This is a genomic window from Kineococcus rhizosphaerae (genome assembly GCF_003002055.1).
GTDB lineage: Bacteria > Actinomycetota > Actinomycetes > Actinomycetales > Kineococcaceae > Kineococcus > Kineococcus rhizosphaerae.
The window spans coordinates 230,372-246,289 of record NZ_PVZF01000004.1 but is presented as its reverse complement, the minus strand read 5'-3'; the positions used below and the strand labels follow the sequence as shown (position 1 = coordinate 246,289).

Here is a 15,918-nt window from a genome sequence, read left to right as displayed (position 1 = left end):
GTCCGGGCGACGTCCTCGCCCCACACGTCCCCGCTCACGGCCGACCACGCTAGGACCGCCGCCGGGTGCGGGGCCAGGAGTTTTCAGCGCGGCCAGGCGACGTCGGCGACGACGGGGGAGTGGGTGCTGCCGCCCGGTGCCCCCTCGAACGTGTCGACGGGGTCCAGTCTGGACAGCAGCACCACGTCGACGCGCGCGAAACCCGGTGACGACCCGCGCGTCAGCCCGGGCTGGGTGCCCACCGCCCAGTGGGCGTCGACGAGGCCGTGCGAGCGCAGTTCGCGCAGCGGCTCGTTGAGCTCGGCGGAGTTCAGGTCACCGGCCACGACGACGGCGTCCCCGGCCGAGCGCAACCCCGAGGCCAGGTCGGCGAACCGGCGGGCCTCCCCGACCCGGACCCGGGCGGCCTCGCCCGTCGTCCCCGCGGGGCTGTTCGCGGCGGCCCTCGGCGAGCAGAACAGGCACGGCGAGGCCAGGTGCACCGAGACCACGGCGAGGCGGCGGCCGTCGACGTCGAGGACCACGACGTCGCTGGGGCGGGCTCCGGCGGGCAGTCCCGTCACGGGCTGCACGGACACGATCGGGTACCTCGACCACACCGCGTCGCCGTCGCCCTGGCTGCTGGCCGGGGTGTAGCTGCGGTACGGGTACTGCGCGGCGAACTCCCGGTCGTACCCGGTCCGCTGCCGCGGCGCGATCTCCTGCAGGGCCAGGACGTCGGGGTGGTGCTCGCGCACGAGCTGTTCCAGACCGGCCGTCCCCTTCCAGGTGGAGGTGTTGAACGTCGCGATCCGCAGGTCGGGCCGTTCCCGGTCGGCGTCGAGGGCGGAGGTGAGGCGGTGCAGGGCGTAGGGGCCGAGCAGGCCACCGGCGGCGACGGCCGGGACCAGGGCCGCGGCCAGGGTCCGCCAGGACCGGAACGCCGTCGCGAGGGGGACGAGCACCAGCGCGGGGGCCAGCCACCACACGGCGAACAGGCCCAGCACGTAGCTGACGGTGTGCCCGTCGGAGACCACCAGGACGACGAGCAGGGCGACGGTGGCGAGGACGCCGTACCCCGTCGCGAGGTCGCGCAGCGGACGGCGCCACCCCGGGCGCCGGCTCGGCGTCGGGGGCACGCCCGCATTCTGCTACAGGGCGCCGGCGGTGAGGGCCGGGGCCGTCGTAGGCCGCGACGGGGTCCGCAGCGCGTACAGCTCCTCGAACCGGGCCAGCGTCGTGCGTTCGTCGTGCTCGGCGGCGATCCGGCTGCTGCGCGACCCCATCCGCGCGCGCAGTCCGGGGTCGGCCAGCAGGAGCGCGAGGCGGGCCGCGAGCGCCGCGGGCCGGGCGTGGGGGAAGAGGAACCCGTTCTCGCCGTCGCGGACCAGGTGGGGCAGGGCGCAGGCGTCGACGCCGAGGACGGGCAGCCCGCAGGCCATGGCCTCCAGCACGACGAGGGACTGCAGTTCCGCGGTGCCGGCGTTGGCGAACACGTCGCAGGCCAGGTAGGCGGCGGGCAGGTCCTCCTCGGGGACGAAACCGGTGGACACCACGCGGTCGGCGATCCCGAGCCGGGCGGCCTGCGCCAGCAGCGCGGGGCGCAGCGCGCCGTCGCCGACGAGCAGCAGCTGGGCGTCGAGCTCGGGGCGCAGCCGGTGGACGAGGGCGAGGGCGTCGACGAGCTCGGAGACGTTCTTCTCCGGGGCCAGCCGGCCGACGTACCCGATCGTGGGCCGGTCCGGGACGCCGTAGCGGGCGCGGAAACCCCGGCGCAGCGTGCCGCCGGGGTCGGGGGCGAACCGGCGCAGGTCCATGCCGCAGGAGATCGGCAGGACGGGGCCGGGGATCCCGGCGCGTTCGGCCAGGGCCGCGGCGTAGGGGGTGGGGGCGGTGACGACGTCGGCGCGGGTGAACACCCCGGCCGCGTCGGCCCACGCCCAGGCGTGCAGCCGGCGCTGCACGCCCGGCCCGAGCGGGACGTGGTGGGTGAGGTTCTCGGGCATGAAGTGGTTGGTGGCGACGACGGGGATCCGCAGCCGGTTCGCGGCGGTGACGAGCGCGCGCCCGACGAGGAAGTGGCTCTGGACGTGCACGACGTCCGGGCGGACGGCGCGCAGCAGCGCGGTGGCCCGCCGGACGAGCCCGACGGGCGGGCAGAACCGCAACCCCGTGCCGCCGACGACGACGGGGACGGCGGGCAGGCGGTGCTCGGTGACGCCGGAGGCGAGGCGTTCCGTCGTGGGGCGCAGCCCGCGGCCGGGGGCCACGACGTGCACCTCGTGGCGGGCGGCCAGGCCGGCGGCGAGACGTTGCGCGAACGTCGAGGCACCGTTGACGTCGGGGGCGTAGGTGTCGGCTCCGAGGAGGATTCGCATGCTGCGATCGAACCGCCGCGAGGGGGTCCGGGGCATCGGCCCGGGGAACCGTTCACGACGGGACGCCGGTCCCGTGGTGCGTACCCCCGGCGTAGGGTCCCCACCCCACCGCGGTCGAGGAAACCCGCACCGCGATCAAGGACACCCACCGCGATCAAGGACACCCACCGCGATCAAGGACACCCACCGCGATCAAGGACACCCACCGCGATCAAGGACACCCACCGCGATCAAGGAAACGGCCATGTCGATCGAGGACCCAGTCGTCCTCGATCGCGGTGGGGGTTTCCTCGATCGCGGCGGGGTGCGGGGTGCGGGGTCAGGCGTCGACGTCGCGGCGCAGCGCGTCGTGCACGACGTCGGGGGTCAGGGCCCCGACGTACCGGTCGCCGTCCAGGACGGGCAGCAGCGGGGCGTCCTGGGCGAGCAGCGCCGAGAACGCGCCCCGCAGGCCGTCGCGCACCGAGACGGTGGCGGTGAAGGGCTGGACGACGTCGCGCACGCGGGCGTCGCGCGAACGGGCCGCCTCGCGCAGCCGGCCGCGGGCGACCCAGCCCAGCACCCGCCCGTCCGAGACCACGACGGCCACGTCCCCGCGGTCGACGTCGAGGGCGGTCGCGGCGTACGCGGCGCCGTCGCCGGGGGCGAGCACGAGGGGTTTGGCGAGGTCCTCCACGTGCAGGGGGGTGACGGCCAGCCGGCGCAGCCCGCGGTCGGAGCCGGTGAACTCGACGACGAACTCCGTGGCGGGCGCGGACAGCAGCGTGCGGGGGTCGGCGAACTGCTCCAGGACGCCGCCGGCGGAGAACAGCGCGATGCGGTCGGCGATCCGGACGGCTTCGTCGAGGTCGTGGGTGACGAACAGGACGGTCTTGCGCAGGTCGGTCTGGATGCGGCGGAACTGCGTCTGCAGCCGGTCGCGCACGACGGGGTCGACGGCCCCGAACGGTTCGTCCATGAGCAGGACGGGCGGGTCGGCGGCCAGGGCGCGGGCGACGCCGACGCGTTGCTGCTGGCCGCCGGACAGCTGCGCGGGGTAGCGGTCCCCGTAGGTCGCGGGGTCCAGGCCGACGAGGTCGAGCAGTTCGTCGACGCGGCGCTGCTGGGCGGAGGCGTCCCAGCCGAGCAGCCGGGGGACGGTGGCGACGTTCTGCCGGATCGTGCGGTGCGGCAGCAGGCCGCCGGCCTGGATGACGTAGCCGATGCCGCGGCGCAGGTCGACGACGTCGACGTGGGAGGTGTCGCGGCCGTCGACGACGACGCGGCCGCCGGTGGGTTCGACGAGGCGGTTGACCATCCGCAGGATCGTCGACTTCCCGCAGCCGGACGGGCCGACGAGGGCGACGAGCTCGCCGCGGCGCACGGAGAACGTGAGGTCGGTGACGGCGGGGGCGTCGCGGCGGCCGTAGCGCTTGACGACGTTCTCGAAGCGGATGACGTCGTCGATGCCGGTGTCCAGCTCCTCGCTGTCGGTGATCACCTCGCCAGCCTCGCCGACGGCGGCGGGGATCGGCAACGCGGGTCGTCCGAGACGTTCGTCGGACGGTGCCGGCGGGGCCGGTCTGACAAGGTGGAGCACATGGCCAGCGTCGACCCCCAGCCCACGGCTCTCGACGAACCCTTCGCGCCCGCCGACGTCGTCTGGCAGCGGATCGACCCGAAGTGGGCCACCGCCCAGCGCCTGGTGGGCGCGATCGTCGCGGCGGTCCTCGTCGTGGTCGCGGTCGTGCTCGCGGTCCTGGTGACCCCGTGGGTCTGGACGGCGCTGGTCGTGGTCGTCCCGCTGTGGCTGTGGGACTTCGTCTGGGACGGCCGGCGCGTGAAGGCGTGGGGCTACGCCGAGCGCGACGACGACCTGCTCGTGGTCAAGGGGATCATGTTCCGCTCGCTCGTCGTCGTTCCCTACGGGCGCCTGCAGTACGTCGACGTCGAGGCCGGTCCGGTCGACCGCAGGTTCGGGCTGGCCACCGTCCAGCTGCACACGGCGAGCTCGGACACCGACGCCGCGATCCCCGGGCTGCGCCCGGAGGAGGCGGCCCGGTTGCGCGACCGGCTGGCCGCCCGGGGCGAGGCCCGGCTGGCGGGGCTGTGAGCGAGGAACCGGCGGTCGAGGCGGTCCCCGACGAGGTCGCGGTCCGGCTCGACGCCCCGACCCGCGCGGTCCTGGCGGACCCGGGCTGGCGCAAGCTGCACCCGGTCACCCCGGTCCTGCGGGCGTGGAAGGTCGTCGCCGCGGTCGTGGCCGTCGTGGTGGGGCAGAACGTCGACGACATCCTGCGCCTGGAGCTGCCGGGGTGGGTGCTGACGCTGAGCGTCCTCGGCGGGCTGCTCGCGCTGGCGCTCGTCGGCGCGGTCTACAGCGCGCTGGCCTGGCGCAGGATGCGGTACCGGATCGACGCCGAGGCCGTCCACGTCGAACGCGGCATCCTGTGGCGCCAGCAGCGGCGCGCGCAGCTGGACCGGCTGCAGGCCGTCGACGTGGTGCGCCCGCTGCTGGGGCGGTTGTTCGGCCTGGCCGAGCTGCGGCTGGAGGTCGCCGGCGGGTCGGGGTCGCGGGTGTCCCTGGCGTACTTGAAGGAGGAGGAGGCGCAGCGGGTGCGCAACGCCCTCCTCGCGGCGTCCGCGGGCGTCGTCGTCGCCGAGGGCGAGGACGCTCCGGAGGCCCCCGAGCGCGAGGTCGTCCAGGTCCCCGCGACGCGGCTGATCGTCTCGACGCTGCGCTCGGGGCTGACGATCTGGGTCGTCCTGGCCGTCGTCGGGATCGGCGTCGGGTGCTGGTTCGCCAAGAGCTTCGCCCCGCTGTTCGGCTCCGCCGCAGCGGTCCTGGGGGGCGTCTCGGCCGTGTGGCAGCGGTTCAACACGGGGTTCAACTTCACCGTCGGCGACTCCCCGGACGGGCTGCGGATGACCCACGGCCTGCTCGAGCAGCGCGCCCAGACGGTCCCTCCGGGCCGGGTGCAGGCGTTGCGGATCACCCAGCCGCTGCTGTGGCGCGGCAAGGGGTGGTGGAAGGTCGAGGTCAACGTCGCCGGGTACTCCGGGGAGAGCGGCAAGGGGGCGGAGCAGAGCACGACGCTGCTGCCCGTGGGCACCGTCGACGAGCTCGGCCACGTCCTGGCCATCGTGCTGCCGGACCTGGGGACCTCCGAGGCGTCGCCGCTGGACGTCGTGCGCGCCGGGCTCACGGGGTCGGGCACGGACGGGGGGTTCACCCCGGTCCCGCGGCAGGCGCGCTGGCTGGACTGGATCAGCTGGCGCCGCCGCGGCTACCTCGTCACCGACCACGCGTTCCTCTCGCGCAACGGGCGGGTCGTGCGGGGCCTGGACGTCGTCCCGCACGCCCGCACCCAGTCGCTGGGGCTGACGCAGGGGCCGTGGCAGCGTCGGCTCGGGCTGGCGAGCGTGCGCCTGCACTCCACGCCGGGCAAGGTCTCGCCCCGCGTCGACCACCTCGACGAGCACGTCGCGGCGCTGCTGCTGCGCGAGCAGACCGCCCGGGCCCGCGCCGCCCGCGCCGGGTCCGGCCCCGAGCGGTGGATGACCGGCCGCTGAGGTCCGGGCCGGGGACGGGTCCTGCTCAGGCCCCGCCGTTGAGGGCCGTCGTCCTCAGCGCCCCGGCCTCGACGTCGTACTTCTTCAAGATCGCGTCGTAGGTGCCGTCCGCGATGGACTCCTGCAGCGCCCGCTGCAGCGCGTCGCGCAGCGCGGTGTTCCGCTTGGCCAGGCCGTACCCGTAGGGGGCGGGCTGGAGCTGGTCGCCGGCGGTGGCCACCTTCCCCGACGACTGCGCGGCGGTCAGCACCGCCGACGGGTAGTCCTCCAGGCCGATGTCGGCCGCACCGGACAGGACGGCGTCCTGGCTCTGGCCGTTGGCCGTGTCCACCAGGGTCACCGGGGCCTGTCCGGCGGCGACGCACGCCGCGGACTGGGCCGTCACCAGGTCCCCGTTCGTGGTCCCGGCGTGGGTGGCGATCCGGTGCCCGCACCAGGTCGAGGCGCCGGCGATGCCCAGCGGGTTGCCCCCGGCGACCATCGCCTGGGTGCCGGCGATGAAGTAGTCGACGAAGTCGACCTTCTCCTGCCGCCCCGCGCGGTCGGTCATGGTCGAGGAGATGACGTCCGCCTTCCCGGCGTCGACCGTCGCGATGAGGTCGTCGAAGGGCGTGTTCACGAAGACCGGCTCGAGCCCGAGGCGGTGGGCGAGGTCGGTGTCCAGCTCGACGTCGACCCCGGTCGGCCGGCCGTTCTCCACGTACTCGAACGGCGGGTAGCTCACGTCCAGGGCGAACGTGAGCGTGCCCGGGGTGAGCAGGTGGTAGGCGGAGGTGGCCGGCGGGGTCGGGGCGGGGGCCGGGTCCGCGGTCGCGTCGCCCCCGCAGCCGCCCAGGAGCAGGGCACCGGTGGCCGCGCCGGCGGTGAGCGCCACCGAGAACGGGGTCGTGCGTCGTCGCGGCACGGCTGCTCCTCACGAGCGGTGGTGCCCCTCGCAGGAGGAGCGGGCGGGTCGGTCCCCCCCGGAGCTCATCGGCACACCGCGGGGCCGGGTTGACCCGGCGCGCGGACCTGCCGGGGTCAGTCCGCGCTGACCCGCCCGGCGAGCCGGTCGTAGAACGCCGCGGTGGTCGGGTTCATCCCGACGATCTCGGCGTGCTTGCCGTGCTCGGCGTACTTGCGGCTCACGGCGTCCAGGGCGGCGACGGAGCTGGCGTCCCACACGTGCGCGTCGCTGAAGTCGATGCTCACCTCGGCCGGGTCGCCCGCGTAGTCGAACTGCGTGACGAGGTCCCCGGAGGAGGCGAAGAACACCTGCCCGTGGACGGTGTAGGCCCCGCCGCTCCCGCGGACCTCGACGAGGTGGGCGACGCGGCGGGCGAACAGCACGCACGCCAGGAGGGTCCCGCCGAGGACGCCGTAGGCCAGGTTGTGGGTCAGCAGGACGATGACGACGGTGACGACCATGACGGCGGTCTCGCTGCGCGGCATGGCCTTCAGCGTCGCGGGGCGGATGCTGTGCCAGTCGAAGGCGCCGTGGCAGACGATGAACATGACGGCGACGAGCGCGGCCATCGGGATCTGCGCGACGACGTCGCCGAACCCGACGACGAGCACGAGCAGCAGCGCCCCGGCGAGGAACGTCGACAGGCGGGTGCGGGCGCCGGAGACCTTGACGTTGATCATCGTCTGGCCGATGACGGCGCAGCCGCCCATCCCGCCGAACAGGCCGGTGACGATCTGCGCGGTGCCCTGCCCGACGCACTCGCGGGTCTTGCTGGAGCGGGTGTCGGTGAGCTCGTCGACAAGCTGGGCCGTCATGAGCGATTCCATGAGCCCCACGAGCGCGACCCCGACGGAGAACGGCGCGATGGTCCGCAGCGTGTCGAGGGTGAGCGGCACGTCGGGCAGCCCGAGGGAGGGCAGCGTGTGCGGCAGGGCGCCGTCGTCGCCGACGGTGCGGACGCCCGCGTGGGTGAGCACGGTCACGACCGTCAGGAGCGCGACGGTGATCAGCGGCGCCGGGATCGACTTCACGAAGCGCGGCAGCACGACGAGCAGCACGAGCCCCGCCGCCAGCACGGCGTACCCGGTGGGCCCGGCGCCGCGCAGGTTGGGCAGCTGGGCCAGGAAGATCGAGATGGCGAGCGCGTTGACGAAGCCCGTCGTGACGCTGCGCGGGACGAACCGCATGAGCCGCGCGACCCCGAGCAGGCCGAGCGCGATCTGCAGCAGCCCGGCCAGCAGGATCGCGGCGATGAGGTACCCGACCCCGTGGGCGTGCGAGAGGGGGGCCACGACGAGGGCGACGGCCCCGGTGGCGGCCGAGATCATCGCGGGCCGGCCCCCGACGAACGAGGTGGTGACCCCCATGACGAAGGAGGAGATGAGGCCGACGCGGGGGTCGACGCCCGCGACGATCGAGAACGAGATGGCCTCGGGCACCAGGGCCAGCGCGACGACGAGACCGGCGAGGACCTCGGTGCGCAGGACGGTGAAGGACCGCAGCCACGGCGGCCGGCGCAGGGCAGCACCGGGCAGCGGGAGGGCGGAGGTCACCGGCGAACTCTAACCAAGCGTCAGAGTGCGTGGTGCCCACGGAGGACCGCGCCCGCTCCCGCGGGCGCGGGACTCACCCGGTCAGCACCCGGTCAGCACCCGGTCACCGCGGGGAGCGGCCGGTGGTGCCCTTGCCCCGCAGCTGCGCGACGGCGTCCGTCAGCTTCCTGCGCGTCGCGGGGTCCTTGGCCGCGCGCTGCACCTGCTGGCTCAGCCGCTTGCCCTCGGGGGACTTCAGGAACGCTCCCAGCTTGCCGACCAGCCCTGCCACGTCTGCCTCCTCGGTCTCGTCGTGCACGTTCGTCCTCGTGGGGTCCAACGGTGCACCGGCCGCGGGGGTTTCGCACTACTTGCGCAGGACGACCGCGACGTCGGTGACGGCGAACAGGAACGTCCCGGCCCGCGCGTGCCGGCGCAGCCCCTCGACCCAGCCCGCGGCCCGGGCGGCGAGGTCGGGGTCGTCGCCGACGGCGGCGAGGACGCCCGCCGCGACCTTCCACGCGACCGACGTCTCGTCGAAGCGGCGGTGCGGGTCGGCCCAGGAGTGCACCGACTCGACGGTGAAGGGGCTCGCCGCGGCGTGCCGCAGGAGCTTGCGCCCCGCGAACCCGTCGGTGCGGGCGCCCTCGGCGGGCACGTGCGCGACGAACCGGTCGAGCAGCTCGCGCGTCAGCTCGTCGTCGTCGCTGGTGAACAGGGCGGTGTCCCAGTCCGAGTGCGCGAGGACGGCGGTGCCCCCGGGGCGCAGGACGCGGTGCACCTCGTGCAGGTGGGCGCCGACGTCGGCGAGGTGCTCGACGGCGTTGAGGGTCACGGCGTGGTCGACGCTGCCGTCCTCGAGCGGCAGGCTGTCGAGCTCGGCGATGTGCGTGCGGACGCGGGGGTCGAGCAGCAGGTCGTCGTCGAGGGTCGCGCCGACGTCGACGGCGTGCACGAGGCGCGGCCCGGCCGCCAGCAGGGCCCGGGTGGTGCGGCCCGCCCCGCACGCCAGGTCGAGGGCGGTCGACCCCTCCGCGATGGCGGCGAGGTTCGCGACGTTCTCGAATCGACCCACGGCGGCAGCCTACGATCACGGTGAACACCGCGCCCGCCACCACTTCCCTCACTGGCGGTACTGGTTGCGAGACGGTGGGTCACGACGCTCGCCCACGCGGTCGAAGATTCCGTGAACGGCCACTCTCACGTTGCGTCAAAGTTGGCGGATCTCACCTACAGTCGTGCCCAGCGCCTCGTGACGAGGGGCTCGCACGGCCGGGGGGCGGTGCGGTCGAGGGTGACGGGGGTCGACGCGACCGGTCACCCCTGTCCGAGGGGGAAGGCGGACTCGCGCAGTGGTGGACACGACGCACCAGGAGAGCCCCGCGACCGGTGGGCCGAAGCCGCCGCGCAAGCACGGCCGGCGCAAGGTCATCGGCGCGGGCGTCGGCGTGCTCGCCGCCGCGGCGGCGGGAGCCGGCGTCTGGTGGGGCACGCGCGACACGTCCGGGCCCGCCACGCCCGCCGCGCCGCAGCCCACCCCGCACACCTGGCAGCCCCGGGCCCACGTGCCCGCCGCGGACCTGGACTCCAAGTGGATCGGCGTGCAGACCCACGACGTCGCCGTCGCCCAGCAGTTCGAGGACTACCTCGGACGCCCGCTGAACTGCGTCGTCGTCTTCGGCGCCGAGACCGACTGGCCCGCCATCGAAGGGCCCTGGTTCGCCATCGACGCCCCGCAGGGCCAGGACTGGGCGCAGTGGGTCCGCGACGACCCCGACAACCACACCCTGGTGATCTCCACCGCCATGGTCCCCAAGAACCCCGACGACGACTGGCGCGCCCGTGGCGCGGCGGGGGAGTACGACGAGCACTGGGTGAAGTTCGGCCAGAACCTCGTCGACGCCGGCCTCGGCTCCTCGATCGTGCGCATCGGGTGGGAGCTCAACGGCAAGTGGTACGCCACGCACTACGTCGGCGACACGGCCGACAAGCGCGAGCAGTGGAAGGAGTACTTCCGCCGCATCGTCAAGGCCATGGAGGTCGAGGGGTCGAACTTCGAGGTCGACTTCAACATCGCCGAGGGCCCGCAGAACTCCGTCTCCATCGAGGACCTCTACCCGGGGGACGACTACGTCGACGTCATCGGCGTCGACGTCTACGACTCCTACATCTCCCCGATCGACCCCACCGCCCGCTGGCAGGCCAAGGACGAGAAGGTCAACAGCATCTCGGCCGTCGTCGACTTCGCGGCCAGCCGCGACAAGCCCGTGAGCTTCCCCGAGTGGGCCATGGTCGCCTCCGGCAGCACCCAGGGCGGCGGGGACAGCCCCGAGTTCGTCAACCAGATGGCCGACGTCATGAAGGCCGCGAACCTGCGCTACCAGGCCTACTTCAACACCCCCGACGGCGGTGTGGGCATGACCCTGGCCGACGCCCCGAACGGGTCCGAGGCGTTCCTGAAGCGCTTCGGCGCATCGGGTGACGTGGTCCCGGACGGTTCCTGACGCAGGGTAACGTCGAGGGGGACGCCGGGTGCCTGCTGGTCGCACCGGCGGATCGGAGGGGGAACGACGGTGGGGCTGCTCGCCAAACTGCGCAGCGGGGGCATGACCCGCAGCCTCTGGAACATCGGCGACCAGCTGATCTCCAGCGGCAACAACTTCCTGGTGCAGATCGTCATCGCGAAGTCCGTGAGCGACGACGACTTCGGCACCTTCGCCATCGTCTTCTCGATCTTCTCCGTCGCCATCGGGTTCTTCCGCGCACTGTCGACGACACCCCTCGGGATGCGGTTCGCCGACGCCGACGACCGTGAGTTCGGCCGCGTCACGTCCGCCTCGGTGGGCCTGACCTTCACGGGCAGCGTCCTGCTCGGCCTGGTCCTCGTCGCCGCTGGGCTCCTCTACCCGTTCCCGACCGTCCTGGGGCACTCGCTCATCGCCCTCGGCGTCATCCTGCCCGGCCTGCTGCTGCAGGACGCCTGGCGCCAGGTCCTGTTCGCCCGGCTGCGCCCGGCCGCGGCCTGCCTGCTCGACGGCACCTGGGGCGTCCTCCAGCTCGTCGCCGTCCTGCTGCTGTTCGCCCAGGGGGTCAGCTCGGTGTCGGCGTACGTCGTGGCCTGGGGCGGGGCCGCGCTCGCGGCCTCCTTCGTCGGGTTCGCCTCGATGCGCACCCGGCCCCGGCCCGCCGCCGCGCTGACGTGGCTGCGGGAGCAGTCCTCGCTCACGCGCTACCTCGTCCCCGAGTACGTCCTGCTGCAGTCCGGGGCCCAGATCGCGATCCTCGTGGTCGCCGCCGTCGCGGGCACCGCCGCCGCCGGCTCGCTGCGCGGCGCGAACATGCTGACCGTCCCGGCGACCATCCTGTCCACCGGGCTCATGTCGTTCGCCGTCCCCGAGCTCGCCCGCCGGCGCGCACGCACCTCGCTGCGGCAGTGGACGGTGGCGGCCTGGGTCATCTCCGGGCTCGTCGCCACCACCGGCGTGGTGTGGGGTTCGCTGTTCCTGATGCTGCCCGACTCCGTGGGGCTGTACGTCCTGGGCGACTCCTGGGCCGGCACCCGGGAGGTGCTGGTCCCGATCATCGTCGGGCAGGCCGGGTCGGCGTTGTCCGTCGGCCCCGCCGCCGTGCTCTACGCCAGCGAGGGGGCCAAGGTCACCATCCGGCTGCACACGGTCTACGCGATCCTGCTCATCGGCCTGTCGACCCTGGGCGCCGTGCTCTGGGGCGCGGTCGGGACGGCCTGGGGGATGGCCGGCGCGTTCTGGTTCACCGTCCCGTGGTGGTTCCTGGCCGCCCGCCGCCACGTGCGCCGGTCCGCCGAGGCCGTCGCCCCCCGCCCCGACGAGGTGGGCGAACCCGCCGCTCCGCACGCCTGACGTCCGCCCCGCCACGGCCCGGTCCCCTCGCGGGGCCGGCCCGTCCTGCGTCCCGGGCCCAGCGCATCGGGGGCGGGGTATCGGCACGTTGACTCCGCGGTCGCGATGAAAGCGACCGGTGAGTCAACGTGCCGGTACCCCCGCTCGCACGCGTTCGAGCACGCTGCCTCCCCGGTCCCAATGAGAGCGACCGTGGATGGAGCCGGCGCCCAGCGCCGGACAACGTGCCCGAACGCGCGCCGGGGCCCCGGAACGCGACGAGGGGCCCCGCCTGCGGGCGGGACCCCTCGAGACCTGACGGCCGGGCTCAGCGGCGGCGCAGACCGCCGTCCGGCGAGGCGGGCGGCACGGTGACGGGCACCGGACCCGTCACCGGCCGGGCTTCCCGGTGGTGCTGGTGCTCCAGCCGGTACGTGCGGCGCTCGCGGTCGCGTTCGGCCTCGAACCGGTACCCGAGGAACAGCGAGCACAGCGGCAGCATCACGTACAGGACCTGCGGCTGCAGCAGGGACCCGGTGAGGAACGCGCTGGCGAACACCGACGCCAGGGCCAGCGTGGGCGACGGGGAGCGCGTGGTGACGGCGAACGCCACGAACACGCAGAACAGGACCGTGGCCGGGATGCCGTACTCCATGAGGAGCTTGGCCAGGCCCGAGAAGTTGATGGGCAGACCGGTGGCCTTGAAGATCTGGTCGGCCAGCCGGTCCGCGGAACCGGCGCCCCGGCCGATGAGCACGCTGAGGGGATCGTTCCCCCACTGCTCCACGATCCGTTCGTACGGCTGCACGAAGCGCAGGCTGCCGGAGGAGTTCGTCTCCGACGTCTCGGTCGTGCGGCTGAGGATGATCTTGCCGAACGGCGTGAGCAGCGCACCGCCGCCGATGACGACGACGAAGGCGACGATGCGGGCCGTCCAGCGCCCACCGCGGCGCACGGCCAGGACCGCGATCCCGAAGGCCAGGAACAGGATCCCGGTCCCGGAGATGGTGCACACCAGGGCGATCGCCATGACGATCGCGCGGAACGTGCCCGCCCGGCGGACCAGCGTCGACAGGATCGCCAGGGCCAGGAACTGCGCGTAGACCGAGGGCTCCACGAACACGAACCCGTTGGCCTTGATGATCGGGGAGCCGTACTGGATGGGGTAGGAGGTGTTGTACCCCAGGAACAGGAACGTGCTGGGGACGACCTGCTTGACGACGTCGACGTAGGACCACAGGCCCACGGCCTGGGTCGCGGTCTGCAGGACGCCGATGCCGCCGAGGACGGCCATCAGGGTCTCGAACCGGTCGACGACGCGTTCGTACAAGTGGTGACGGGCCGGGTGCAGCCGGAAGCAGAACACCCCCCAGATGAGCGGGAGGTAGATCAGGGACGTCAGCGCCCCGGTCCCGTCGCGCCACAGGGCGATGCCGGCGACGAGGAACGCCACGGCCATCGCGACGACGAAGACGCGGGTCGCGCGCGGGTTCTCCACGGCGTCGCCGTGGTAGAGCAGGTAGGCGAGGCCGCCGATCGCGACGGGGACGCTGACCGACAGCTGGGTCCCGCCGAGGGGGAGCCCGATGCGCTGCAGGAGCGTGATGGAGACGATGACGACCGTCACCACCGCGAGCACGCGCCGGTCGGCGACGGTGCTCGCCCCGGCCGCGGTGCGGCCCGGGCGCGCGGGCCCACCCGGCGTCGGTACGTCGGTGGTCGTCGTCACGCGGCCGCTCCCGGAGTCGGAGGTAGGGGATCTGTGAACGGCGGTCGAGGACGGCGCCGTGCGTGCAATGGTAGGTCGCGGTGCGTCGGTCGGGGGGCCGGATCAGCGGCGGATCCCCACATCGTGCGCGCTGGGTGACCGCTTCACCCGATCGGAGTGACGAACTGCTGCTCCGGACGGGTTGCACCGCGCTCCGCGCCCTCCGCGAGGGAGCCCGGACCGGTGGGCGGGTGGGATAGTGACGCGACGGTTCGTCGACGGACGGCCGGGCCGGGTGGGGGACATCCGAGGAAACCAGGAGGGACTCGAGTGGCGGCGACGACGATGGGGACGACGGAACGGAGCGGCCCGGGGGCCTGGGCGGCCGTGTTCCGGCACCGCTGGAAGGTGCTCGTGGTCGCCGTCGTCATGGCGGTGGCCGGCTACCTCGGAGCCGCGAACCTCATCCCGCCGGTCTACACGGCGACGACGACGATCACGCTGTCCAAGGACCGCCCGTTCGACGCGACCGCGACGGGCAACAACGGCGCCCAGCTCGGTGACCCCACGCAGTGGGCGGCCCTGCAGGCCGCGGTCGTGCAGTCCAGCGCCGTCCTCGAGGCGGCCACCGCCCCGGTGGCGACGGGCACGGGCACGGGCACGGTGCAGGTCCCGGCCGCCGACGCCGACACCTTCCGCGACGGCCTGACGGTCACGGCCAAGACGGACACCAACCAGATCACGGTGACCAGCTCGGCCTCCCGCGCGCAGGACGCGGCGGACACCGCCGACGCCGTCGCGTACGCCTACCGCGCTCTCGCGGCCCAGGGCGTCACGGCGGCCCGCGACGCCGCCCTGGCGAACGTCGAGCGCACCGACACCGCGACGATCCAGCAGATCAACCTCGCGGCCACGACCTACGGCTCGGGGGTGGCGAGCATCGACGCGGCGTTCGTCCCGACCACGGCCGCCGCCCCGTACCCGTGGCAGATCGCCCTGGTCGCCGGGATCGTCGGCCTGCTGGCGGCCGCCGGTGCCGTCGCGTGGGCCGCGCACCTCAAGCAGCGCGTCACGGCTCCGCCGCTGGGGGGCGTCGCGGAGCTGGCCCGCTGGAACACGCTGCCGTCGTTCCGCTCCCTGAGCGACCCGCTGAGCGAGCCGAGCCGGTCGACGGGCGTCGTGCTCGTCGGTCTGCAGCACCTGGGTCACCTGCGCACGCCGCGGCTGGAGGTCAGCTCCGTGCTGGTCACCGCCGCGTCGGGCAACGCCGGTGCGCTCGCCCTGGGCCTTGCCGCCTCCGCGGCCCGCTCCGGCCGTCGCGTCGTGATGGTCGACGCCGACGAGTCGGGCAGCCGGCTGGCGATGTTCGGCGCCCCGGTCGCCGAGGCCGCCGCCAGCGTCCCGCAGGGCCGCTGGAGCGAGGAGATCCGCCCGTGGGTCGTCGGGGGCGGTGCCGTCGTCGGCGTCCTGCCGCTGGACGCCCGGGCGCTGCAGCCGCACGCCGTCGGCTCCGGTGTCCGCCACCTCGTCGAGGCCGGGTACCTGGTGATCTTCGTGGGTGGCTCGGTCGTCTCCAGCCCGGTGGCCTTCGCGGTCGCCGGTGAGGTCGACGCCGTGCTCGTCCAGGTCGAGGCCGACCCGCGCGCCGAGGTCGTCAGCAAGACGCTCGCGCAGCTGTCCATCGCCGCACCGGACGTCGTGGCGCAGGTCGTCGTCGGTGACACGTCCAGCTCGGGGGGCGGGGAGAACCACCGCCTCGAGCAGCGGTCGCGTCCGGCCGGCGGCACCCCGCAGCCGTCCCCCGAGGTGGCCGGCCGCCGAGGCTGACGCACCCGACACGCACGAGGAGGGGCACCCCGCAGCTGCGGGGTGCCCCTCCTCGTGCGTCCGGGGGTGGCTCGGGGTCCGGGCTCGTGGACGCATCGCGCCAATAGGTTTGGCGCGATGCGTCCACGAGCCGGACCCC

The 15,918-nt window shown here is 74.1% G+C and carries 13 protein-coding genes; 5 read left to right on the top strand and 8 right to left on the bottom strand.

All coding sequences use genetic code 11. The features are described from left to right. Nucleotides 1–83: 83 nt before the first annotated feature. From CLV37_RS10330 to CLV37_RS10320, 3 genes are all read right to left on the bottom strand, one after another. Nucleotides 84–1,118: an endonuclease/exonuclease/phosphatase family protein gene (locus tag CLV37_RS10330; RefSeq protein ID WP_106209902.1), complete on the bottom strand. Its 1,035-nt coding sequence runs from the start codon at nt 1,116–1,118 to the stop codon at nt 84–86. Nucleotides 1,119–1,130: 12 nt separating this feature from the next. Then, nucleotides 1,131–2,357, bottom strand: a complete 1,227-nt coding sequence (locus tag CLV37_RS10325) for a glycosyltransferase (RefSeq protein ID WP_211298537.1) — start codon at nt 2,355–2,357, stop codon at nt 1,131–1,133. 319 nt (nt 2,358–2,676) lie between these two features. Further along, nucleotides 2,677–3,837 carry an ABC transporter ATP-binding protein gene (locus CLV37_RS10320; RefSeq protein ID WP_245885342.1) on the bottom strand — a complete coding sequence of 387 codons (1,161 nt, stop codon included), beginning with the start codon at nt 3,835–3,837 and terminating at the stop codon, nt 2,677–2,679. Between the two features lie 99 nt (nt 3,838–3,936). Between CLV37_RS10320 and CLV37_RS10315 the strand changes: the two genes are divergently transcribed. Both CLV37_RS10315 and CLV37_RS10310 read left to right on the top strand, forming a co-directional pair. Continuing rightward, complete coding sequence (locus CLV37_RS10315) at nt 3,937–4,449, top strand: PH domain-containing protein (RefSeq protein WP_106209898.1); 513 nt, start codon at nt 3,937–3,939, stop codon at nt 4,447–4,449. Then, a complete protein-coding gene (locus CLV37_RS10310; protein ID WP_106209896.1) occupies nt 4,446–5,909 on the top strand; it encodes a PH domain-containing protein in 1,464 nt (487 codons plus the stop codon). The genes CLV37_RS10315 and CLV37_RS10310 overlap by 4 nt, the downstream gene beginning before the upstream one ends. A gap of 25 nt (nt 5,910–5,934) precedes the next feature. Here the strand turns inward: CLV37_RS10310 and CLV37_RS10305 are convergent, their stop codons facing one another. From CLV37_RS10305 to CLV37_RS10290, 4 genes are all read right to left on the bottom strand, one after another. Further along, a complete protein-coding gene (locus CLV37_RS10305) occupies nt 5,935–6,813 on the bottom strand; it encodes an ABC transporter substrate-binding protein (protein ID WP_106209894.1) in 879 nt (292 codons plus the stop codon). A gap of 116 nt (nt 6,814–6,929) precedes the next feature. Further along, complete coding sequence (locus CLV37_RS10300) at nt 6,930–8,408, bottom strand: SulP family inorganic anion transporter (RefSeq protein WP_106209892.1); 1,479 nt, start codon at nt 8,406–8,408, stop codon at nt 6,930–6,932. 103 nt (nt 8,409–8,511) lie between these two features. Continuing rightward, the gene (locus tag CLV37_RS27510; RefSeq protein WP_170127168.1) at nt 8,512–8,679 is read right to left on the bottom strand and encodes a hypothetical protein; all 168 of its coding nucleotides are present in this window, start codon (nt 8,677–8,679) and stop codon (nt 8,512–8,514) included. A 75-nt stretch (nt 8,680–8,754) separates the two neighbouring features. Next, nucleotides 8,755–9,462 (bottom strand): methyltransferase domain-containing protein, encoded by a 708-nt coding sequence (locus CLV37_RS10290; protein ID WP_106209888.1) that lies wholly within the window; start codon nt 9,460–9,462, stop codon nt 8,755–8,757. 280 nt (nt 9,463–9,742) lie between these two features. Here CLV37_RS10290 and CLV37_RS10285 point away from each other — a divergent pair, with 280 nt between their 5' ends. Then, the gene (locus tag CLV37_RS10285) at nt 9,743–10,891 is read left to right on the top strand and encodes a glycosyl hydrolase (RefSeq protein ID WP_146149359.1); all 1,149 of its coding nucleotides are present in this window, start codon (nt 9,743–9,745) and stop codon (nt 10,889–10,891) included. Between the two features lie 102 nt (nt 10,892–10,993). After that, nucleotides 10,994–12,265 carry an MATE family efflux transporter gene (locus CLV37_RS10280; RefSeq protein ID WP_170127167.1) on the top strand — a complete coding sequence of 424 codons (1,272 nt, stop codon included), beginning with the start codon at nt 10,994–10,996 and terminating at the stop codon, nt 12,263–12,265. A 307-nt stretch (nt 12,266–12,572) separates the two neighbouring features. Here the strand turns inward: CLV37_RS10280 and CLV37_RS10275 are convergent, their stop codons facing one another. After that, a complete protein-coding gene (locus tag CLV37_RS10275; RefSeq protein ID WP_106209882.1) occupies nt 12,573–13,973 on the bottom strand; it encodes a hypothetical protein in 1,401 nt (466 codons plus the stop codon). 309 nt (nt 13,974–14,282) lie between these two features. On the opposite strand from CLV37_RS10275, the gene CLV37_RS10270 reads away from it, so the two are divergent. After that, complete coding sequence (locus CLV37_RS10270; protein WP_106209880.1) at nt 14,283–15,779, top strand: Wzz/FepE/Etk N-terminal domain-containing protein; 1,497 nt, start codon at nt 14,283–14,285, stop codon at nt 15,777–15,779. Nucleotides 15,780–15,918 lie beyond the last annotated feature (139 nt).